Source organism: Acidobacteriota bacterium, assembly GCA_035529075.1.
Classification (GTDB): domain Bacteria; phylum Zixibacteria; class MSB-5A5; order GN15; family FEB-12; genus DATKXK01.
On record DATKXK010000018.1, the window covers coordinates 50,276 to 71,619 of the forward strand.

Here is a 21,344-nt window from a genome sequence, read left to right on the forward strand (position 1 = left end):
AACGATGATAGCCGTTCTGCAAGCGCCGTTCAGGTGGAGCCGCCGCCTGTACGACTGGGTGTTAAGCTGGGGCACTTCCCGCCACGGCCAGTCGGCGCTCTTCATTCTCTCAGCCGCCGAGGCCTCTTTTTTCCCGGTGCCGCCCGATGCGCTCCTGATCGCCCTGTGCATGGGTGCCCATAAGAGATGGGCGCGGTTTGCCCTGGTCTGCTCGGTCGGATCGCTGATCGGCGGCATGCTCGGTTACCTCATCGGCTTCGCCGCCTTTGATCTCATCGGTCACAAGCTGCTGAGTCTGGCGGCCTGGCTGTCGGGGGTCGATGCCGACCAGTTGCTGCAAACAGCTATGTACTGGTTTAACGAGAAGGAAATCTGGGGGGCGAGGGTGGGTGCCTGGGCGGTTGGTATTGCCGGTTTTACGCCGGTGCCGTACAAGGTCTTCACCATCGCGGCCGGCTTTTTCAAAATGAGTTTCGCCGTATTTGTTGCGGCTTCGGCCATCAGCCGGTCGCTCCGTTTCTTCATCGTGGCCGGGCTGATCGGCATACTGTTCGATAAATACGGCGAGCGTATCCGGAGCTTCATCGACAAGTATTTCAACCTCCTGGCGGTCGCCTTCGTTGTCCTGCTGGTGCTCGGATTCATGTCGCTGGGCTTCCTGCGCGGCGACTGACCTCGCCGTCGCGCCTTTCCCCTCAGTGCAAAGAGCATACCCGAGATTTTGACGTACCGTCGCCGGTTGCGGGGCGCTATATTGATTTGTGGAACGCAATTATGCACCTACCGGCCTGTCGGCCAGGAAGCTGGCCTGGACGATCCTGCTTAACACCGGGATTACGGCAGCCGAGTTCGTCGGCGGGCTGCTCACGGGATACCTGGCTCTCCTGGCCGATGCCGTGCACAACCTGTCTGACGTTGCCGCCCTTGTTCTGGCCTGGCTTGGCGTCAAGGGGTCGGAGCTGCCGGCGACCAAACGTTCCACGTACGGTTACAAGCGCCTCGAGGTCATGACGGCGTTGATCTCCGCCATGGCCCTGGTCGTTATCGCCGTCTTCATCTTCATTGCGGCCTACGGGCGCCTGCGCAGTCCGCAGGCGATCAGCCATCCGGGGCTGTTCGTTACCGTTGCGGTGGTCGGTCTGCTGGGCAACGTCTTTTCGGTCTGGTTCCTCTCGTCGGAGAGGGGAAAGTCGCTCAACATGCGGACCGCCTTTCTGCACATGGCCTACGACACGGTGTCCTCAGTGGCCGTCGTGATCGGCGCCGTGATCATCCAGCTGACCGGGTGGGTGGTGATAGACGCCGTCCTGTCGGCGCTGATCGGCCTGATGATTCTCTGGTCCTCGTACCTGGTGATAAAGGAGGCGGTGTGGGTCTTCCTGGAGGCGGTGCCGCCGGGCATCGACTTCGACGCCGTTCACCGGGCAATCCTGAACGTTCCCTGTGTCCGCGACGTGCACGACCTGCACATCTGGTCCCTCTCGTCACACGAGGTAGCTCTCTCGTGTCACGTCTGCCTGAACGAGGAGGATTTTCATCGGGGGCCGGGCATAATAGAGCAGACCAGTGGCATGCTGCAGGAGCGCTTCGGCATCGGGCATGGCACCATACAGATCGAAAGAGACGTATGCGCCCGGCCCGAACTGCTCTGTCGGCACGACAACAATCAGCACGAGTAATGCCGGATAAAAAGCTTGTCCAACTGGAAATCGCGGACCTCGCCTCCGACGGGCGGTCGGTGGGGCATCTGAACGGAAAGGTTGTCTTCTGCGACGGCGGCCTTCCCGGGGAGACCGTGCTGGCCGAGATCGTGCGCTCCAGACCACGTTATAGCCAGGCGATCGTGCACGAAGTGGTGCGAGCGAGCGACGCCCGCATCACGCCGGTGTGCTCCCATTTTGGCCTATGCGGCGGCTGCGCTTGGCAGGACCTTACCTACGATCATCAGCTCGACTATAAGAAACGACAAGTTGTCGCCTGCCTGGAGCGGCTGGCCGTCCTGGGTTCGGTAGACGTAGCCGATGCCGTCGGTTCGCCGGACCTCTTTCACTACCGCAACAAGATGGAGTTCTCGTTTCACGCCACGCCTGACGGCGGCTTTACGCTGGGGCTGCATCGGCGCGGCCGTTTCGATGAGATTTTTGACCTGCACGAATGTCACCTGCAGTCTCAGCTTTCGAACCGCCTGGTCGACCGGGTGCGGCGCTTTGTAGCCGACGAGGGGATATCCGTCTATGACGTCCGGCGGCACATCGGGTTCATGCGCTTTCTGGTGATCCGTGAAGGCAAACGCACCGGCCAGGTCCTGGTCAACATTGTCACCAATTATGGCGACATCCCGGCCGGCCAGCGGCTCGTCGCGTCGTTAACCGGGGAGTTCCCCGAGGTCACCACCATCGTGCATAATCAGAACGGTCAGAAGTCGAACGTGGCGACCGGTGAGGTTGAAAGCGTTCTCTACGGGCCCGGCTGCATTGAGGAAGAGATCGGCGGTCTGCGCTTTCGGATCGAGGCCGGCACCTTCTTCCAGACCAACACGGCGCAGGCCGAGACGCTTTTCACGACGGCCTCCCGTCTGCTTGCCGCCGAGCCGGGCGACCGGCTGCTCGACCTGTACTGCGGTACGGGAACTATCGGCATGCTCCTGGCCGGCCAGGTCCGCGAGGCGGTGGGAGTGGAACTGGTCGGTGAGGCGGTAGAACTTGCCCGTCGGAACGCGGCCGCCAATTCAATCGCCAATATTACCTTCATTCACGGCAGCGTGAAAGACGTGCTGGCCTCGGGCGCCGTTGGGCAGGAATCGTACAATATCGTCGTTGTCGATCCGCCTCGGGCCGGCCTCCATCGGAAAGCTCTTGCGGGAATTCTGGCCCTGGCCCCCGCCAAGCTGCTGTATATTTCCTGCAATCCGGCGACCTTTGCCCGCGACGCTCGGCTGATCGCCGATGCCGGATACCGCCTGCCCCGTGTCGTTCCCGTAGATATGTTCCCTCATACCAAGCATATCGAACTTGTCGCCCTCTTTTATCGTAGATAGGACAACTTGCACGGCATAAGGAAATGTGGTACTTTGGCCGATTCATAAGGTCAAGGAGGATTCATGCTTCGCAGATTTACCATCGGCCTGGCGCTTTCGGTTGTTTTGATGGCGGTTACTCCGCCGGGCCCGGCGGCCGGAAAGAATCAGACGTTCGAGCAGTTGGCCCACGAAATCCTGGAAACTCTCCAGTCGTTCTACCCCGTGAGGGCCACCGAAATGGGTATCCACTCGTACGACCATCGCCTGGCCGACTATTCCTCCTCCTCCGTCAAGAGCATGATCAAAAAGCTCAACGACTATGAGCAACAGCTGTACAGGTTTCGCAACACCCGGTTCACGCCGGCGCAGCAGGTCGATTACAAACTGATAAAGTCCAACGTCGATATCGCACTGCAGGATCTCAAACAGATCGAATGGCACAAGAAGTCTCCCCAGTTGTACGTCGGAGAAGCGGTCAACGGCGTGTACTTTCTTATGCTGTCTCAGCACGCTCCCCTGTCCGAGAAGCTGTATTCCATCCTCTCGCGGATGGAGGCGGTGCCGGGGCTTTTCAGCACGGCTCGGAAGAATGTCAAAGCTCCTCCCCGAGTCTGGGTGGACGCGGCTACCACAGCCCTCGAGTCCGGGATGGAATTCTACCGGCAGGTGGCGTCCCAACTGATGAGCGCCTTTCCGGACCGGGCCGACGAGATCTCACGGGTCTCCACCAAGGCCCGCGAGGCCATGAACGACTATCTGGAATTCGTGTCCCGGCTCGAGGCCGGTTCGGGAACGGCTTTCGCGATCGGGAAGGGGAACTTCGATTACAAGCTCAGCCATGAGTATTTCTTGACGATTGACTCCGACTCGCTGTTGCGGGTGGGGGAGGCGCTGCTCGACGAGGCAAAGCGTGCCTACGACGAATATGAAATGTACGTGGAACAGTACCACCAGAACGGCCAGGATTCCGTTTTTGTGCCGGCCAGCTTTACCCGGCAGGACGTTCTCGACTACTATCAGTGGGAAACCAACCAGATCAAGCTGTTCGTCCAGATGACTGATCTCCTAAACGTGCCGGAGGACATCGCGGACGTTTCAGTTGTCGAAACGCCGCCGTTCATGCGGTCGATGATTCCCGGCATCGCCTACCTGCCGGCGGGTCCCTTCGACACCAGCCAGCAGGGGTACTTTTACATTCGCCCCGTCCCCGAGGCTCTGGACCGCAAGCAACTCGAGGCACTGTACCGATACGTACATCGGCGCGGTTTCAAAGGATCGGTGGTGCATGAGGCGTTCCCGGGCCATCATCTCCAGATGCAGATTGCCGGCCGCCACGAAAGCGAGGTCCGCCGGTGGCAGCGCAACTACATGATGATCGAGGGCTGGGCCCTCTACTGTGAAGAAATGATGTACAACGCCGGTTTGTACGGGGACGAAGACCCGGCCCAGTGGCTCGCGATACTCGGAGGGATTGTCTTTCGTGCAGCCCGAATCGTGGCCGATGTCAAGCTGCACACCGAACAGTTCACCTACCAGGAGTGCGTCGACTGGATGACCGATGTGCTCGAGGCCGAAACGGAGTCGGAAAAGGAATATATCCGCACGTCGATTCGCAAGTACACTCTTACGCCGACCATATGGATGTCCTACCTGATGGGCAAGACGGAGATCGAACGGCTGCGAGCCGCCGCCGAGGCGAACGATCCCGGCTCGTTTGACGAACGTGACTTCTATGATGCCCTGCTGGCCGAGGGATCGATCCCTCCCGCGATGATGTGGGAGATCATGAACCTGGAACCGGTGCCGTAGGCCGCGCCGGTCCGACCACACCGCATATCTGCCCCGGCCACTTTATTTCCTGCAGCAGGCTGCGTCCGAACCGAGACGTGAAGACATTTGTTGGTACCTGTTGGCGGTCAATCGACTGAAGTTTCTTCGGGCGGTCCGGCAATTCACGATTGTAAGAGCTTATGGTTGAGTCGCTTGGGCTCATCGGAGCATGATCGGGTTCCGCCCAAACCTACTGTAACAGGCTGCGAACCGGCAACCGTCTTTCCGGTACGGGGATAGCAGGTGCGCCAGGATTTTGCTTTCGCGCGCCGTCGAACCGACGTATACTTAACCGCTATGGCGGATGAGAAGCTCTGGGCGCCCTGGCGATCGGCGTTCATTCTTACAGAAAAAGAGAAGGGCTGTGTTTTCTGCAACCGCGTCGAGGCGAAGGATTCATTTAAGAACCTGATTCTTCACCGTGGCGAGACGGCCTTTGTCATCCTCAACAAGTTCCCGTACAATGCGGGTCACGCCATGGTGGTCCCAAAGCGCCACATCGGCCAACTGGAACGCCTGACCTCCCGGGAGTCGACGGAGTTCTTCGATCTGACGCGCAGGACCGTCGCGGTAATCAAGAAAGCTCTCAAGCCCAATGCACTCAATCTTGGCATGAACCTCGGTCGCTGCGCCGGCGCCGGGATTCCCGGTCACCTGCACATGCACGTCGTGCCCCGTTGGTCGGGCGACACGAATTTCATGCCCGTGATCGGCAAGACTCACGTCGTCTCGGTGCCTCTCGAACTGGTGTATGAGAAAATCAGGGCGGAGTTTGACCGGCTATGAAAAGGCGTCGCAAGATTCCGACCAAGGCCGAGCTGCTGCAGTTGCAGAAGCTGTACAAGACCGATGAGAGAATCGGCGAACGCCTGGGCGGCGTACCGGCGTACCTGGTGGCTTACTGGCGGCGCAAGAAGAATATCCCCAAGTACTCGCTGCCCAAGTTTTCGGAACAGGAGATCCGCAACCTCTGGGAGCGGTACGGGGACGATGAGAAAGCCGGGCTGGAGCTGGGCATATCCAAGGCCGCGTTTTACAACTGGCGGCGGCGGTACGGGTTTCGGGAGAAGCCGGCCTTTCTCAAGCTGGAACAGTTGGAGTTAAACTTCCCCGGCTCCCGGCTGAACGTCCACGCCGCCTCGCTTTACGGGAAACGCACCATGGCCCAGAAAATCCTGGCCCGGGCGGCGGGCCGTGAGAATGTGGCCGCGGGAGAATGGCTCGACGTGGAGCCGGATATAGCGGTGTTGCACGGCAGTTCGGTGGGGGCGCTGAAGGCGTTTCGCTCCCGCGGCGTGGACTACGTGTGGAATCCTAACAAGATTGTAATCACGCTCGGTTTTGGCCAGTCTGACGGTCATCGTGATCGGGCGGTCGATCACAGGGCGGTTCGCGAATTCGTCAAGCGTCAGGGTATCAGGAACTTTTACGATCTGCAGGACGGGTCCAGCCATCAGGTGGTGGTCGAAAAGGGGCATATCCTGCCCGGTCTGCTGGCCCTGGGGACCGGCGGTCAGGCGTTGTCATACGGCTGTCTCGGAGCCTTTGCCGCCGATATCGATGATGCCGCCATGGCCGGGTTATGGGCGACCGGCGGACACGCCATGCAGGTTCCGGCGACGGTCAAGATCATTGTCGGCGGTCGCCGTTATAGAGGGGTGTACGCCAAGGATATCGTTCTGTCGATCATTGGTCGTCTGGGCAGTGCCGGTGCGCAGGAGAAGGCGATCGAGTATGCAGGATCAGTGGTCTCGCAGATGACGATCAGCGAGCGGTTCACTCTGGCCAACCTTTCCGTCGAGATGGCCGCGGTTGCGGCCCTGTGCCCCTATGATGCCACTACCCGGCGATACCTGGCCGGCCGGGCGGCCGGTCGTTCCACGCCGGTCATTCCTGACAAGGATGCCGAGTACGAGGAGATGTACCAGATCAATGTCGATCAACTGTTGCCGCAGGTAGCCGGACCGGGCGGCGCGGCGCGGGTCAGGCCGGCGGCTGAACTCGAGGGACTGGCCGTACACCAGGTGATCCTGGGCTCGTGTGCCTCAGGAAGGTTCGACGAACTCAGGGCGGCCGCTGACATTCTCAAGGGCAAGCAGGTGCACGCGGACTGCCGGATGATAGTCATCCCCGGATCGCGATCGGTGTATCTCGAGGCTCTCAAGAAGGGGTTGATTCGGGTGCTGGCCGAGGCGGGTGCGGTCGTAATGAGTTCCAGCAATTGCCCCTGCCAGGGGATGCCGCACGCTCTGCTGGCTCCACGCGAGCGCTGCCTGGCTACCACCAATTCGCACCTGCTCGGGCACCTGGGGTCGAACGAGGCCGAGCTGTACCTTTGTTCGGCAGCCACCCTGGCCGCCTCGGCGCTCAACGCCGAGATTACCGACCCCACCCGCTACATGAAGTAGATCGACGGCGCGGGCGGCTGATCCGGATCAGACCGCGGTTAACCGGCCGGTTTCCAGATCTCCCACACCTTTCCAACGAGATTCGGGCCGACCTTGAGCGTGGGTTTGCCGGGGAGCCACTCAGCCGGAGTAGCTTCGGCACCCTTGGTCTCTCTGACGTGCTGGAAGGCCTGCAACTGGCGAATCGTCTCTGCAATGTTGCGCCCGACCGGCGGCGTGAGGATCTCCATCGCCTGGATGACCCCGTCGGGGTCGATGATGAAGCGCCCGCGCATGTTGACACCGGCCTTTTCGTCATAGACGCCGTAAGTGCGTCCTAGGTGTCCGCCGGCGTCGGAAAGCATGGGGTACGGAAAACCACCGTCCACCATTTTGCTCAACTCTTCAGCATTCCAGACCTTGTGCACGAACGTCGAGTCCACCGAGCAGGCCAGGACCCTGGCGTCCAGACCGTTCAGCGTTTTCTGAGAAGCGGCGACCGTCGCTAATTCCGTCGGTCAGACGAACGTGAAATCTCCGGGGTAAAAACACAGCATCGTCCAGTGTCCGAGCGAATCGGACAGCTTGACGGTGGTGAATTTTCCCTGGTGGAAAGCCGGGGCTTCAAAGTCCGGTGCTTTTTGTCCCACGCGTACTGACATTTCGGGGACCTCCTTGTTTGTAACTGCTTCAGGGTTTGACGTCTCAGTTCTCTGTCCGACCAGCGTTCCGGTGGGCCGGGCGCACCCGAGAGTTTCCGCCATGGTTCTTCCTCTCTCGCAGATATGTGTTGATTCAGCCGCTGGTGAATTGAACGTGCAAATGTAGGGCACAAATCGGTGCCAAGTCAACAAGCCGGTCAACGAGTTTTAGTTGATGCCGGAGAGCAGGCTGGTAGAATGGTGTAATGGAGCGGCGGCAGCGCAGGCGCAACGAGCACGGCGGGCAGGGCGACGCGGACAGGTTGCTCCCGTATTGCAGGCTCAGGGCAGGTGAGATTTGGCATGATCCGCAGGGACACCACACCGTGGGGTGCGGGGATGGCGGCGATGCCGGGTTCATCAGGAAACTGGCGCGCGGCCATCCGAAGGCAAGACTGGCCGTTCAGGACCCGCCGTACAACCTCGCGCTGGGACCACGGCGCACCGTCGCAGAGTATATCCGGTTCTGCCGCCGATGGGTGGCCAACACGCGGCGGGCGCTGGACGACAACGCGGCCCTGTACGTGTGGGTCGGTGCCGACCAGAAGAATCACTTCCAGCCGCTGCCCCGGTTTATGGACATGATGGCACGGACGGATTTCGTCTCGCGATCCCTTGTTACCATGCGAAACCAGCGCGGCTACGGAACGGCCGGGAACTGGATGGCCGTCAGGCAGGAGCTCCTTTACTACACTCTCGGCGAACCGGAATTTCACGTTCAGTACACGGACATCCCGAAAATCCTGCGCGGGTATTACAAGACAGTCGACGGGCGCATGAGAGAAAACCTGGAGAGGTCGAAGTCCCGCACTATCCGCCCCGGCAACGTCTGGGTTGACATCCAGCAGGTGTTCTACCGCATGGAGGAAAACGTTCCCGGTTGTCCGGCTCAGAAACCGCTAAAGGCGGTCGAGCGAATACTGCTGGCCTCGTCCTCCGAGGGAGATGCCGTGGTCGATTTCTTCTCGCACGCCGGAACTACCCTGCTGGCCGGTGAACGCACGGGACGACGTTGTATAACGTGCGACATTGACCCGGTGTACGCGGAGATCACTATTCGCCGGCTGGAGCGTTTCCGGCAGACAGGCAAGACCGGCTGGCAGCGGGAGGATCCGTTCGCCCGGGAGATCGCGGCCGCCTGCGCCCAATCCGGCCCGCGTCGGGATCGAGTCGAGACGGTTTGAACCCGGTGCCCCAGGCACCTAGGGCAGATATTCCAGCGTTATGCCTTCCTCGTCCAGCCTGGCGTAGCTGAAGTGGTTGATGAAATCGCCCGTGTTGACGTAAGTGCCGCTGTCGATGGTGCTGTACACGGGGATGTGGAGGTGCCCTATCACCACGACGTCGAAACCGGAACCGATCTTGTCTCTGGCGTAGGCCTCGTAGTCCGGTGCAAAAGTGTGATCGCGGCTGGCCGTGTAATCGCGCGAGGAACCGGAAACGAACCCGGCCAGCCCGAATGCCCAGTCGGGCGGGAGCTTGCGGTACAGCCAGATGTTCAGCCGGTTGCGAAGAACCCTTTTGAGAAGTCGATAGCCGCGATCAGCCGGGGCCAGGCCATCGCCGTGGATCAGGTGCACGCGGCGGCCGCCGTACACGAGGTCAAGAAAGTCCCGGTGAACGCGGATCTTCAGTTGCTTTTCGAAGAAGTCGTCTATCCAGAAATCGTGATTGCCGCTGACGTAATCGACCTGGATGCCCGCCCGGATCAGTTGATCCAGCATGAACAGCACTTCGTAGTGGTCTTTCGGAACGGCGTGCTTGTATTCGAACCAGAAGTCGAAGAGGTCGCCGAGCACGACCAGCCGGTCACCGTCACGCCGCACGATATCCAGCAGGGCGGCAATGCGGGCGACTTTCTCGGCTTCCTTGTCCGGCGAGGCCGAACCGAGATGGGCGTCGGAGAATATGTACAACGGCATGGGTGAGATCAGTTCTCCCGATCAAGCGACCTGAATCACTCTGTCACCTGTTCAACCCTCTCCATGGTGCGATGCATGGCCTCGTAGTATGCCTCCACCAGGGCGGCCAGCGGCAGGTCGATCAGCCCGGCGATTTTCAGGCGCTGTCCGCCCACCGTCCCGATGCAGGAGCACGCCACGGCCGCCTCGTCAAACAGGGCCAGCAGTCGCGCGGCCTTGTCCGCGGCAACGGTCAGTATAACCCGGGACTGCGTTTCACCAAAAAGCAGGCAGTCGGCCCGCAGTGAGCGGTCCAGTTCGACCGTGGCGCCGACCGGATGCTCGCGGTCTGAGATGCAGGATTCGGCCAGGGCGACGGCCAGGCCGCCGTCGCTGACGTCGTGGGCCGACTTGACCAGCCCAGCCTGAACGGCTGCAAGCAGCGTTGCCTGCATCTTCCTTTCGGCCTGCAGATCGATAGAGGGGACGGGACCTCGTGTCTGGCCGCAGACGGTGTGCAGGTATTCCGAGGCCCCGAGGTCCTCCCGGTTCTCGCCGATCAGTACAATGACGTCACCCGGATCTTTGAACCACTGCGTGGTGATATGCGACCGGCTTTCGACGAGCCCGATCATACCGATTACCGGTGTCGGGAATACCGCTCGCTCCGGATCTTCGTTGTAAAACGACACGTTACCGCCCGTGACGGGAGTGTCAAAAATGCGGCAGGCTTCACCCATACCCCGGACCGCCTCGGCGAAAGTGTAGTAAATTTCCGGCTTGTACGGGTTGCCGAAATTCAGGCAGTTGGTGATGGCCAGCGGGCGTCCCCCGGAGCAGACGATGTTGCGGGCGGCCTCGGCCACCGCGATCCGGGCCCCCAGCCGCGGATTGAGGTAACAGTAGCGACCGTTGCAGTCGGTCGTCATGGCCAGCGCCTTGTCGGTCTTCCGCAGGCGCAGCACCGCGGCATCGGAACCCGGCCCGACCACGGTGTTGGTGCGCACCATGGAATCATACTGGTCGAACACCCAACCCTTGTGGCAGAGGTTGGGAGAGGCAAGCATGGCCAGCAGGGTCTCATCCCAGTCGCGTTCGAGAGAACAGTCGTCGAGGTCCAGAGAGGCCAGATCATCGATGTAAGCCGGTCGTTTTGTCTCGCGATGGTAAACCGGGGCCCCGCCGCCCAGGACAAGGCAATCGGACGGTATCTGCGAGACTATCCGGCCGTCCAGCTTGACGGTCATCAGGCCGTCCGAGGTGACGTGGCCGATGATAGTCGAATCCAGGTCCCATTTGGTGAATATGCGGCGAACCTCGTCCTCGTTGCCTTTCTTGACGCATACCAGCATTCGTTCCTGAGATTCCGAAAGAAGCACTTCATACGGCGTCATGCCGGTTTCGCGGAGCGGCACGCGGTCAACGTGTATTTCAACGCCGGCCTTGCCCTTGGCCGACATTTCCGAGGACGAGCAGGTCAGGCCGGCGGCTCCCATGTCCTGGATACCGACAATCAGGTCGCGCTCGATGATTTCCAGAGTGGCCTCCAGGAGCAGCTTCTCGGTGAAGGGGTCGCCTATCTGCACGGCAGGGCGTCTTTCCTGGGATGCCGCGCTGAGTTCTTCCGACGCGAACGTGGCGCCGTGAATGCCGTCGCGGCCGGTTTTCGAACCGACGATCATGACGGGGTTGCCTTCGCCGGACGCCGTGGCCGTGGCCAGACCACCGTGCTTGACAATGCCGACGGCCATGGCGTTGATCAGCGGATTGGCCGTGTATGCGTCGTCAAAGAACACCTCACCGGCGACGGTGGGTACCCCGAAAGAATTGCCGTAGTCTCCGATCCCGCGCACCACCCCGTCGACCAGGTAGCGCACTCTCGGATTCTCGGGCGAGCCGAAACGAAGCGAGTTGAGAGCGGCAATGGGACGGGCCCCCATGGTGAAAATGTCTCGGAGAATGCCGCCGACGCCGGTAGCCGCCCCCTGGTAGGGTTCGATGGCCGACGGATGGTTGTGCGATTCTATCTTGAACACCACCGCCAGGCCGTCACCGATGTCGATGGCGCCGGCGTTCTCCTCGCCGGCACCCGCCAGAACGGACTCGCTCTCCCGGGGCAGGGTCTTGAGCAACGCGATGGAATTCTTGTACGAGCAGTGTTCCGACCACATGACACTGAAGACACCAAGCTCCGTGTAGTTCGGATCGCGGCCGAGAATCTCCTTTATCCGTTCGTATTCTTCGGGTGAAAGACCGTGATCTCTGACCAGTTCGGGCGTGACTTTCGGCTGGGTGAACGATTGCGCCATGGGACCTCTCTTGTCTGAAAGCCCGAATATAGGGCCGCCGGTCGGTGGGGTCAACAAGGGAGTGCGCCTGCCGTCGGCCCGGCTCAGCATCCGGGGGACCGACGGCTCAGCTACAGAGCCTCAGACGCGGAAGGCCTCAGCGCGCGGTATTTGCTCCGGCACCGTCTGGGGCGTGGTCAATCGGAGACGGGGCACGGCGGGAACTCGCACCCGCCCGGCGGGAGCATAAACATGCAACGGATATACCACGTCAGGTCGCCGATGTCCACGACGCCGTCGGAGTCGAAGTCCGCCTCCTCCGGACAGATAAGCGGAGTGTGAGATATGAACAGGAAGTCGATCAGGACCGTCAGGTCCCCGATGTCCTGCAAGTCGTCCGGGTCGCCGTCAATGTTCCCCTTCGTGCCGATACAGCAGCCGCCGCAGTCCCAGTCGGCGATGGTGTTGCTTTCGATACAGCCCGACGCCTGCATCCAGAGGATGACCAGATCGCACACCGAATTCAACTGGCCGGTCACCCGTACGCTGTCACCAACCGTGTAGCTGCCGTAGTCGTCAAGGTGATACCTCGAAGAGCTCCCGGCCGGTTGAAACAGCACAAAGTCCAGTGAGTGGACAAGTGTACCGCATTCGTCCACCCATGGGTCCACCTGTGATTGAGCCGAACCGGCGACGGCCTGTGCACAGAGCACAGTCAACAGGATAAGCACGATTCTCATCCGTACCTCCTTCAAATTCAACTGTCCGGACGGACCGGACAGCACGGTTCGGTGATGTAGGGTCTTAAGCGATGGGCTACAAGAATTATACTAAACTGGTCAGTTTTGTCAAGGTTTGATTTGGTGCGGTCGACGCTCCACCGGTCTTCAAGGGACGCAAGAATTATGTTCCCTCCCTCGTATAATGCCGTTAGATTACACGTTATGACGATTCTGCAAAAGGTTAGACGGACCGTCCGGGACTACCACATGATCGGCCGGGGAGATTCTGTTCTCGTGGCCCTCTCCGGCGGGCCGGACTCGGTCGCCCTGTTGCGCCTTCTGCTCCGATTGCGGACGGAGCAGCGGCTCTCGCTGGCAGCCGTGTACGTCAACCATCGGATCCGCCCGAGGGCCGCCCGAAAAGAGGAAGAGTTCTGTCAAAAACTCTGCGAACGATATCGTATTGATCTGACCATCGTCGCCGGCGACGTGCCGGCCCTGGCAAAATCCTCCAGGACGGGTCTGGAAGAGACGGCGCGGGAGTTTCGTTACGGCGTGTTCGAACAGTTGGCCGAGCGGGACGGCCATGACCGCATCGCGCTGGGTCACCAGATTGACGACCGGGTGGAGACCGTCCTGTTCCGCCTGCTTCGCGGGACCGGCCGCAGCGGACTGGCCGGCATTCCGGCCGCCCGAGGCAAAATCATCCGCCCGTTATACGACCTGACGAGGGCGGAGATCTTAACCTACCTCAGGAGAATCAAGCAGAGCTATTGCGAGGATTTGAGCAATCGAGACCTTGAGTTCTCTCGCAATTACATTCGTAACCGTCTTCTGCCGGAGATTCGCCGCCGCGTGAACCCCCGGGCGGACTCGGCGTTGCTGGGTCTTTCGGAGATTGTTGCTTCCGAAGAGCAGTTTCTCGAGCCTCTCGTTACAAAAGCGGTCCGAAAGGTCGTTCACGTATCCCCGGGCGGGAAATTAGCCCTTGATTTACCCCGTTTTTGCGGTTATGATACGTGGGTCCGTAAAAGGCTGTTAAGACGTTGCCTCAAAGCACTTTCGGCGCGGTCGCTGACCGCGGGTCGGGAGACGATACGGCGGCTTGACCGGCTGTGCGAGGAGGACCGCAAAGCCATGTCCGTGCCCGGCGGTCTCCATGCGGTCAAAACGGACGACCGGCTGGTGCTGTACAGAAAGGCTGCCCGCGGCTTTCGTGAATCCTTGCCGCCGGGAAAAAGCGTGCCGCTGGAATATCCGCGCGTGCGGTTTCGCAGCCGAGTCAGCGATGGCGGCACCGAGTTGGTTCGGGCCGCGCGGCAGTCCCGGTCAGTGACCGTCGACTGGGACAAAGTGAGGCCGCCTCTGGTGTTGAGAAGTATCCGGCCGGGCGACCGGTTTCGACCGCTCGGGCTGAGAGGCAGCAAGAAAGTAAGCAACTACCTGACGGACAGGAAGGTCCCGAGGGTACTTAGGGACGAGGTCCCGTTGTTGTGTGACCGGGACGGAATCATCTGGCTGGTCGGATTCGAGATAGCCGACCGGGTAAAGATTGACAAGACAACCAGAAAGGTGCTTACGGTTGAGTGCCATGTCAGAAAAAACAATGCGGCCGCGGCCGTGTGAGGTCCTTCTCGATCAGGACCGGATTGCCCGGCGCATAGAACAACTGGGGACGCAGATATCGGCTGATTACGCCGGGAAGCAGCCCGTCCTCGTGGGTGTGCTCAAGGGAGCCGCGGTATTCGTTGCTGATTTGATGCGACAGGTGACGATACCGATTGAGCTCGAGTTCATACACGCCGCCTCCTACCGGCAGGGGACCCGCCGTGGTGAAACGCTTACGCTTGGCGGTACGCTTTCGGTTGTTCTGAAAGGCCGTCACGTGCTGCTTGTCGAAGGCGTCGTGGATACCGGCCGAACGGTGTCGCGCATTCTCGAGAGAATCCGATCGCAGGAACCGGCCTCCGTGGAGATTGTTACACTGCTGGATAAACCGGCTTCCCATCGTACGAAGCTGAGCATTAAGTACAAAGGGTTTACGATCGGTAACGAGTTTGTAATCGGCTACGGGATGGATAACGCTCAGCAATATCGGAACCTTCCGTTCATCGGTCGCGTCGTCGACGGCTAAGGTATGATTGAAGTTACCGATATAGTGAATTACGGGGCGCTGTTCGGGTATAACGAATAGAACCGGAACCAGGACGCCGGACGGAAGGAACGAACGTTGAGCAATCAGGGAAATCGCAAGCCAGGCCCCGGCCCGGGACGTGGTGACAGGTCGAAAGAACCGCCTCGGTGGCGGGGTCCGGGACGGTCGACCATATTCTGGCTGATCCTTTTCGCCACGATCTTCATCGTCTACGCTTACTATTCCGGCTCGAAAGAGGACGTTACGACGATCACGTACTCGGAGTTCGTTCAGGAGATAGAGAGCAACAACGTTGCCGAGGTGACTTTCACCGAGCGACGGGTTCGGGGCAAGCTCAAGGAACCGCGCGTGTTCGCCTCGAGCCGGAACAACCGGGCTTTCGGCGGTTTTGACTCGCGCATTCCGTTTGCAGACCTGAACTACGACCTGGTCAACCGGCTGGAAAAGAGCGGCGCCAAGATCGTCGCGGAAGAAGAGAGTATCAACTTCTACCAGGTGCTGCTCACGATTGCCCCGTGGATCCTGCTCGTGTTTATCTGGCTCTTTTTCCTGCGGCAGATGCAGGGGGGCGCCGGTCCCAAGGGGCTGTTCTCCTTCGGCAAGAGTAAGGCCAAGCTACTGACCGATGAGCGGCCCAAGGTTACGTTTAACGACGTCGCCGGCGCTGACGAGGCCAAGGAAGAACTCAAGGAGATTATCGAGTTTCTCAAGGAGCCCGGCAAGTTCCAGAGGCTGGGGGGGAAGATCCCCAAAGGTGCCCTGTTGCTCGGTCCTCCCGGAACCGGCAAGACGCTTCTGGCGCGGGCCGTAGCCGGTGAAGCAGACGTCCCGTTCTTTTCAATGTCCGGCTCCGATTTCGTGGAGATGTTTGTCGGCGTCGGCGCCAGCCGGGTCCGTGACCTGTTCGACCAGGGGAAAAAGAACGCTCCGTGCATTATTTTCATCGACGAGATAGATGCGGTGGGACGCCACCGTGGCGCCGGCCTCGGCGGCGGCCACGACGAACGCGAACAGACCCTTAACCAGCTTCTCGTCGAGATGGACGGGTTTGAATCCAATGAGGGTGTGATTCTGATCGCCGCCACCAACCGGCCCGACGTGCTCGACCCGGCCCTGCTTCGCCCGGGTCGCTTTGACCGGCAGATCGTCGTCCCCACTCCGGACGTGAAGGGACGTGAAGGAATTCTCGTGGTCCATATGCACAAGATCAAGACCGCGGACAGTGTCGATGCCTCGGTGCTGGCCCGCGGGACACCCGGCATGTCCGGAGCCGACTTGGCCAACATGGTCAACGAGGCGGCGCTGCTGGCCTCCCGGCACGACCAGGACGAGGTGACGATGGAGGATTTCGAGAACGCCAAGGACAAGGTGATGATGGGTTCCGAACGGCGCTCCCTGGTTATCGCGGAGGAGGAAAAGAAAATCATCGCCTTCCATGAAGGGGGGCACACGCTGGTGGCCAAGTTCCTGCCGAAAGCTGACCCGATTCACAAGGTGACGATTATCCCTCGCGGCCTGGCCCTGGGTGTCACCCAGTCGCTGCCGGTTGACGAGCGTCACACCCATTCCAGAGATTATCTCGAGGCTACGCTGGCCGTCCTGATGGGCGGCCGGGTGGCCGAGTTGCTGGTGTTCAACCAGCTCGATACCGGTGCCGGCAACGACTTGGAGCGCGCCACCAAGCTGGCGCGCAAGATGGTCTGCAACTGGGGAATGTCCGATAAGGTCGGCCCGGTGACCTTCGGCAAATCAGAAGAGCACATCTTCTTAGGCCGTGAATTCGGACATCGCGACCACTTTTCCGAGGCAACCTCGGTCGTAATCGACCAGGAGATAAAGAGGTTCATCGTGACCGCCGAAGACACAGCGCGGCGCATCCTGACCGAGCACCTGGATAAGCTGCACAAACTGGCCTCGGCCCTGCTCGAGAAGGAAATAATCGACGGCCGTGAGGTCGACGAGATAATTGGAAAGGCGTCCGGCGAGTCGGAACCGACACCGGAATCAGTGCCAACTCCAACCAAGTAGCCGGTGGGTTTTAATCGCGAAAAGATCATCCAGGGCGCCCGCCTCATGCTGGAAGGCATGGGCGAGGATCCCGGCCGCGAAGGCCTCCTGAGGACGCCCGAACGAATCGCCGAATACTTTGAAGAGGTACTGGCCGGGATGCACCAGGACCCGGCCGTCGAGCTGCGGAAGTATACGACCAAGAACAAAGACGAGATGATCATCCTGAAGGACATCTCGTTTTTTTCGCTCTGCGAACACCACCTGCTGCCGTTCTTCGGCAAAGTCCACATCGCGTACATCCCGCAGACCGACATGATGGTCGGGTTCTCCAACATGGTCAGGGTGGTGGAGATTCTCTCGCGCCGGCTGCAGGTGCAGGAGCGCATGACCAGCCAGATCGCTGATTCGATCATTGAGGCCGTCCAGCCCAAGGGCGTGCTGATCGTGGTGGAGGCGGAACACCTGTGCCTGACCATGCGGGGTCTGAAGAAACCCGGCAGCAAGATCGTCACCTCGGCCATCCGGGGCATGATGCGACGTGCTCCCACCCGGGCCGAGGCGCTGAGCCTTATCGAGCGTCAGGGCTGACGCTCGGCGGCTGCGATTCCCTCTTGCTTTTTCCGTCGCCAATGCGCTACTATAAGTCAGTGTTTCGACATGCAGAGGGAGAACATCACCAGACGAGAAGAATACACGGACGCGATCGGGCTGGCCGGCGGCCGGGAACTGCCTCTGAGCCGGCCGCTCGTCATGGGTGTCCTTAACGTCACCCCGGACTCGTTTTCCGACGGCGGCCGCTACCTGCGGAAGGAGGTTGCCGTCCGGCATGCCCTGGAGATGGTCGGACAGGGTGCCGACATCATCGACGTCGGCGGAGAATCAACCCGCCCCGGCGCCGATCCGGTCGGTGATGAGCAGGAGCAGGCACGCATCGTCCCCGTCATCGAAGCCCTGCGCCGACAGTCACCGGTAGCGATATCCGTAGACAGCTATCACGCCTCGACCGCCCGGGCCGCCATCCGGGCCGGTGCCGATATCGTAAACGATGTTTCGGCCCTGCGGTTCGACCCGGCGATGGCTGCGGTCGTGGCCGCCGAAGGCGTGCCGGTGATACTGATGCACATGCTCGGCACACCCAGGGACATGCAGAAAGACCCGGTCTATGTCGACTGCGTTCGTGAGATCGACGCCTTCTTCGAAGAGCGGATCGAGCACTGCCGGCGATCCGGAATAGACGCCGCCAGGCTTATTCTCGATCCCGGGATCGGCTTCGGCAAGCGGTTGTCCGACAACGTGGATATACTCAGGCATCTCGGCCGGTTCAAGCGTCACGGGCTGCCGCTGGCCGTGGGAACGTCGCGAAAATCGTTCCTTGGGATGCTGCATCCGGCCGGCAGCGAGCCCGACCAGCGCCTGGGCGGGTCGGTGGCGAGCGCTCTGGCCGCGGTAGCTCACGGTGCCGATATTGTCAGGGTGCACGATGTCGGGCAGACGGTGGTGGCGCTGAAGGTGGTTCAGGCTATTGGAGATAATCGGTGAGTGCCGTGCAGTATGACTTCCTGAGGTTTGGATTCAAGGATATCATCGATATCCTTATCGTGTCCTTCATCATTTACCAGGTCCTCAAGCTGACCAAAGGTACTCGGTCGGCACAGATTATCATCGGCCTGTCCCTGATAGCCGGTATCGCCTTCTTCTCGTACTGGTTCCAACTGGAGGGGCTCACCTGGCTGTTTTCGAATCTGGCCACGGTGGGGTTTATCGTCCTGGTGATCGTGTTCCAGCCGGAACTGCGCGGGGCTTTGGCTCACATCGGTCAGAACCGGCTGCTGCGCGTGCTCGTGACCATTGAACGCAAGAAGATACTGGTGGAGGTAACCCGGGCCGCCCTGAGGCTGTCGGAGTTGCGCTACGGCGGGTTGATCGTTATCGAGCGACGGACCGGGCTGCGGAATTTCGCCGAAACCGGCAAAGAGATGAACGCGGAATTGTCCTCGGAACTGCTCGTCACGTTGTTCACGCCCTACACGCCGCTTCATGACGGAGCCGTGATCATCTCCGGAGATTTCATTGTGGCCGCCGCCGCTTCGCTGCCGTTGACGACCAACCCGCGTTATCGCAAGCTCTTTGGTATGCGTCACAAGGCTGCAATCGGCGTTTCGGAGGTTTCGGACGCCGTGGTGGTGGTGGTTTCGGAAGAGACGTCACAGGTATCAATAGCTCATGAGGGCATGCTCGAGTCGAATATCAGCAAGGCTGAATTCAAGGACGTATTCACCGCGTACCTCAAGAAGTGACCCCCGTGCCTGCGAATGTCTTGCCGAACCAAACAGTCTTACCCGTTGACTTCGAAAGCGGAAATCCCGTAGCCGGGCCCGACCTGCCGTCGGCGGGCCGCAGGCGGGGGTGGACCTACGATGACCTACGATATTAGCAGGATCAGGGACTTCTCGATAATCGCGCACATCGACCACGGCAAGTCCACGCTGGCCGACAGGCTCCTGCAGCGAACCCACACCCTCACTCAACGGCAGATGAGGGATCAGGTGCTTGATTCGATGGACCTCGAACAGGAGCGCGGGATTACCATCAAGGCCCATGCTATCAGGATGGACTATGCCGCCGAAGACGGTACCCTTTACCAGTTCAACCTGATTGACACTCCCGGTCACGTTGATTTCACGTACGAGGTCAGCCGGGCGCTGGCGGCGTGCGAGGGGGCGATCTTGGTGGTTGACGCCGCCCAGGGCATCGAAGCGCAGACCCTTTCCAATCTTTTTCTGGCCCTGGACAACAATCTGGCAGTCCTGCCGGTCATCAACAAGATCGATCTGCCGAACGCCGATCCCGAGAAGGTGAGAGCGGAACTGGTCGGGCTTCTGGGCTGCCGGCCGGACGAGGTCCTGTTGTGTTCGGCCAAGGAGGGCACCGGTGTGGATGAATTGCTTGCGGCCATTGTTACGGTCTTTCCGCCTCCCTACGGCAGTCCCAACGCGCCGCTTCAGGCGATGGTCTTCGACTCGGTGTTCGACAGCTACCGCGGCGCCATGCCGTTCGTGAAAGTCGTGAACGGGGTACTGCGCAAAGGGGACCGAATCCGGTTTTTCTCACACAACAGAATCCACGAGGTGGACGAGGTAGGCTTTCTGCGCCTGGCGGCGTTCCCTCGGCCGGAGCTTCGTGCCGGCGAGGTGGGGTATTTCTTCGCTTCGATCAAGGATGTCTCCGACACCAGGGTGGGCGACACCATAACCACCGCGTCCCGCCCCGCCCGCGGGCCTCTTAAGGGGTTTGTCCACGTCAAGCCTATGGTTTTCTCCGGTCTGTACCCGGCCGTGGCTGAAGATTTCTCCGTCCTGAGAGAGGCCCTGGAAAAGCTCAAGCTCAACGATTCGTCGCTGAGTTTCGCCCCCGAGACTTCGTCGGCGCTGGGATTCGGGTTCCGGGTGGGATTCCTCGGTCTGCTGCACATGGAGATTGTCACGGAGCGGCTGGCCCGCGAATACGACCAGGCCATCATCAACACCGTGCCCAACGTTGAGTATCGGGTTCTCACGACCGGCGGCGACCTGGTCGTGGTCGACAATCCGGCCAGGATGCCGCGCGTCGGTGACATCGATCATATTGAGGAACCGTACGTCGATGCGCAGATCATCGCGCCGACCGACTACATCGGGCCGATCCTGCGTCTGGGCACCGAACGCCGCGGCCGGTACCAAAGCACCGAGTACCTCTCCGTCAGCCGCGTCAGCATTCATTATGCCTTTCCGCTGGCGGAGGTGATCTTTGATTTCTACGACCGGCTGAAATCCATTTCGCGCGGTTACGCCTCCTTTGATTACGGGCTGCCCTACTACCAGCGGGCCGATCTGACCAGGCTCGATATCCTGATCAACGGTGACCCGGTTGACGCCCTTTCCGTGATCGTCCACAGGGAAAAGGCGTACCGCTGGGGAATGAACGTCAGCGAGAAGCTCCGCAAGCTGATTCCGCGCCAGATGTTCGAAGTCGTGATCCAGGCGGCGATAGGCAGCCGCATTATCAGCCGCTCCACCATACGGCCGCTTCGAAAAAACGTGACTGCCAAGTGTTACGGAGGAGACGTCACCCGGAAGCGCAAGCTGCTGGAGAGACAGAAAGAGGGCAAGAAGCGGATGAAACAGGTGGGCAGGGTGGAGATTCCCCAGGAGGCGTTCCTGGCGGCGCTTGAGGTTGAACGGTAGAGTCGGTGCCGGCCGGGGCGGGCAGAATCCACGGCCGCGGCGTGCGGCGGCTTTCTTCTTTGCGCTATATGTCATTCTCACATATATTTAGCTCGTGATGCGATTCCC

The 21,344-nt window shown here is 60.4% G+C and carries 18 protein-coding genes; 14 read left to right on the forward strand and 4 right to left on the reverse strand.

The annotated features are described in order from the left end of the window. Nucleotides 1-4 precede the first annotated feature (4 nt). From VMY05_11805 to VMY05_11830, 6 genes are all read left to right on the forward strand, one after another. Nucleotides 5-673, forward strand: a complete 669-nt coding sequence (locus VMY05_11805; protein HUV31756.1) for a YqaA family protein — start codon at nt 5-7, stop codon at nt 671-673. Between the two features lie 88 nt (nt 674-761). Next, nucleotides 762-1,679: a cation diffusion facilitator family transporter gene (locus VMY05_11810; protein ID HUV31757.1), complete on the forward strand. Its 918-nt coding sequence runs from the start codon at nt 762-764 to the stop codon at nt 1,677-1,679. Further along, on the forward strand, nt 1,679-3,037 hold the full coding sequence (gene rlmD, locus VMY05_11815) for a 23S rRNA (uracil(1939)-C(5))-methyltransferase RlmD (GenBank protein ID HUV31758.1): 1,359 nt from the start codon (nt 1,679-1,681) through the stop codon (nt 3,035-3,037). The genes VMY05_11810 and rlmD overlap by 1 nt, the downstream gene beginning before the upstream one ends. A gap of 63 nt (nt 3,038-3,100) precedes the next feature. Continuing rightward, nucleotides 3,101-4,828: a DUF885 domain-containing protein gene (locus VMY05_11820; protein ID HUV31759.1), complete on the forward strand. Its 1,728-nt coding sequence runs from the start codon at nt 3,101-3,103 to the stop codon at nt 4,826-4,828. Between the two features lie 318 nt (nt 4,829-5,146). Further along, nucleotides 5,147-5,635 carry an HIT domain-containing protein gene (locus tag VMY05_11825; protein HUV31760.1) on the forward strand — a complete coding sequence of 163 codons (489 nt, stop codon included), beginning with the start codon at nt 5,147-5,149 and terminating at the stop codon, nt 5,633-5,635. Beyond that, nucleotides 5,632-7,257, forward strand: a complete 1,626-nt coding sequence (locus VMY05_11830; protein ID HUV31761.1) for an aconitase/3-isopropylmalate dehydratase large subunit family protein — start codon at nt 5,632-5,634, stop codon at nt 7,255-7,257. The genes VMY05_11825 and VMY05_11830 overlap by 4 nt, the downstream gene beginning before the upstream one ends. 38 nt (nt 7,258-7,295) lie before the next feature. Here VMY05_11830 and prxU read toward each other — a convergent pair whose 3' ends face one another. Continuing rightward, nucleotides 7,296-8,000 carry a thioredoxin-dependent peroxiredoxin gene (gene prxU / locus VMY05_11835; protein HUV31762.1) on the reverse strand — a complete coding sequence of 235 codons (705 nt, stop codon included), beginning with the start codon at nt 7,998-8,000 and terminating at the stop codon, nt 7,296-7,298. Nucleotides 8,001-8,143: 143 nt separating this feature from the next. On the opposite strand from prxU, the gene VMY05_11840 reads away from it, so the two are divergent. After that, the gene (locus VMY05_11840) at nt 8,144-9,121 is read left to right on the forward strand and encodes a site-specific DNA-methyltransferase (GenBank protein ID HUV31763.1); all 978 of its coding nucleotides are present in this window, start codon (nt 8,144-8,146) and stop codon (nt 9,119-9,121) included. A gap of 18 nt (nt 9,122-9,139) precedes the next feature. On the opposite strand, the gene VMY05_11845 is transcribed toward VMY05_11840, so the two are convergent. From VMY05_11845 to VMY05_11855, 3 genes are all read right to left on the reverse strand, one after another. Next, nucleotides 9,140-9,859: a UDP-2,3-diacylglucosamine diphosphatase gene (locus VMY05_11845; protein ID HUV31764.1), complete on the reverse strand. Its 720-nt coding sequence runs from the start codon at nt 9,857-9,859 to the stop codon at nt 9,140-9,142. Nucleotides 9,860-9,894: 35 nt separating this feature from the next. Then, nucleotides 9,895-12,147: a phosphoribosylformylglycinamidine synthase subunit PurL gene (gene purL / locus VMY05_11850; GenBank protein HUV31765.1), complete on the reverse strand. Its 2,253-nt coding sequence runs from the start codon at nt 12,145-12,147 to the stop codon at nt 9,895-9,897. Between the two features lie 176 nt (nt 12,148-12,323). Beyond that, complete coding sequence (locus tag VMY05_11855) at nt 12,324-12,866, reverse strand: hypothetical protein (protein HUV31766.1); 543 nt, start codon at nt 12,864-12,866, stop codon at nt 12,324-12,326. 204 nt (nt 12,867-13,070) lie between these two features. On the opposite strand from VMY05_11855, the gene tilS reads away from it, so the two are divergent. From tilS to lepA, 7 genes are all read left to right on the forward strand, one after another. Beyond that, nucleotides 13,071-14,474, forward strand: coding sequence for a tRNA lysidine(34) synthetase TilS (tilS, locus tag VMY05_11860; protein HUV31767.1), 1,404 nt, complete (start codon nt 13,071-13,073; stop codon nt 14,472-14,474). After that, entirely contained in the window at nt 14,440-14,982 is a 543-nt protein-coding gene (hpt, locus tag VMY05_11865; GenBank protein ID HUV31768.1) for a hypoxanthine phosphoribosyltransferase, read from the forward strand. Before tilS ends, hpt begins: the two co-directional genes overlap by 35 nt. Before the next feature lie 96 nt (nt 14,983-15,078). Continuing rightward, nucleotides 15,079-17,031 carry an ATP-dependent zinc metalloprotease FtsH gene (ftsH, locus tag VMY05_11870; protein ID HUV31769.1) on the forward strand — a complete coding sequence of 651 codons (1,953 nt, stop codon included), beginning with the start codon at nt 15,079-15,081 and terminating at the stop codon, nt 17,029-17,031. A 3-nt stretch (nt 17,032-17,034) separates the two neighbouring features. Beyond that, nucleotides 17,035-17,601 carry a GTP cyclohydrolase I FolE gene (folE, locus tag VMY05_11875; GenBank protein HUV31770.1) on the forward strand — a complete coding sequence of 189 codons (567 nt, stop codon included), beginning with the start codon at nt 17,035-17,037 and terminating at the stop codon, nt 17,599-17,601. Nucleotides 17,602-17,670: 69 nt separating this feature from the next. Next, nucleotides 17,671-18,552 (forward strand): dihydropteroate synthase, encoded by an 882-nt coding sequence (gene folP, locus VMY05_11880; protein ID HUV31771.1) that lies wholly within the window; start codon nt 17,671-17,673, stop codon nt 18,550-18,552. Next, nucleotides 18,549-19,310, forward strand: a complete 762-nt coding sequence (gene cdaA / locus VMY05_11885; GenBank protein ID HUV31772.1) for a diadenylate cyclase CdaA — start codon at nt 18,549-18,551, stop codon at nt 19,308-19,310. Before folP ends, cdaA begins: the two co-directional genes overlap by 4 nt. Nucleotides 19,311-19,430: 120 nt before the next feature. After that, nucleotides 19,431-21,236: a translation elongation factor 4 gene (gene lepA, locus VMY05_11890; protein HUV31773.1), complete on the forward strand. Its 1,806-nt coding sequence runs from the start codon at nt 19,431-19,433 to the stop codon at nt 21,234-21,236. Nucleotides 21,237-21,344: the final 108 nt, after the last annotated feature.

Excerpts from the sequence above, each read along its gene's own strand:
- VMY05_11805 (HUV31756.1), top strand. The coding sequence starts at position 5 with ATGATAGCCGTTCTGCAAGCGCCGTTCAGGTGGAGCCGCCGCCTGTAC.
- rlmD (HUV31758.1), top strand. The coding sequence starts at position 1,679 with ATGCCGGATAAAAAGCTTGTCCAACTGGAAATCGCGGACCTCGCCTCC.
- VMY05_11820 (HUV31759.1), top strand. The coding sequence starts at position 3,101 with ATGCTTCGCAGATTTACCATCGGCCTGGCGCTTTCGGTTGTTTTGATG.
- VMY05_11825 (HUV31760.1), top strand. The coding sequence starts at position 5,147 with ATGGCGGATGAGAAGCTCTGGGCGCCCTGGCGATCGGCGTTCATTCTT.
- VMY05_11830 (HUV31761.1), top strand. The coding sequence starts at position 5,632 with ATGAAAAGGCGTCGCAAGATTCCGACCAAGGCCGAGCTGCTGCAGTTG.
- VMY05_11840 (HUV31763.1), top strand. The coding sequence starts at position 8,144 with ATGGAGCGGCGGCAGCGCAGGCGCAACGAGCACGGCGGGCAGGGCGAC.
- VMY05_11845 (HUV31764.1), bottom strand. The coding sequence starts at position 9,859 with ATGCCGTTGTACATATTCTCCGACGCCCATCTCGGTTCGGCCTCGCCG.
- purL (HUV31765.1), bottom strand. The coding sequence starts at position 12,147 with ATGGCGCAATCGTTCACCCAGCCGAAAGTCACGCCCGAACTGGTCAGA.
- VMY05_11855 (HUV31766.1), bottom strand. The coding sequence starts at position 12,866 with ATGAGAATCGTGCTTATCCTGTTGACTGTGCTCTGTGCACAGGCCGTC.
- tilS (HUV31767.1), top strand. The coding sequence starts at position 13,071 with ATGACGATTCTGCAAAAGGTTAGACGGACCGTCCGGGACTACCACATG.
- hpt (HUV31768.1), top strand. The coding sequence starts at position 14,440 with ATGTCAGAAAAAACAATGCGGCCGCGGCCGTGTGAGGTCCTTCTCGAT.
- folP (HUV31771.1), top strand. The coding sequence starts at position 17,671 with ATGCAGAGGGAGAACATCACCAGACGAGAAGAATACACGGACGCGATC.
- lepA (HUV31773.1), top strand. The coding sequence starts at position 19,431 with ATGACCTACGATATTAGCAGGATCAGGGACTTCTCGATAATCGCGCAC.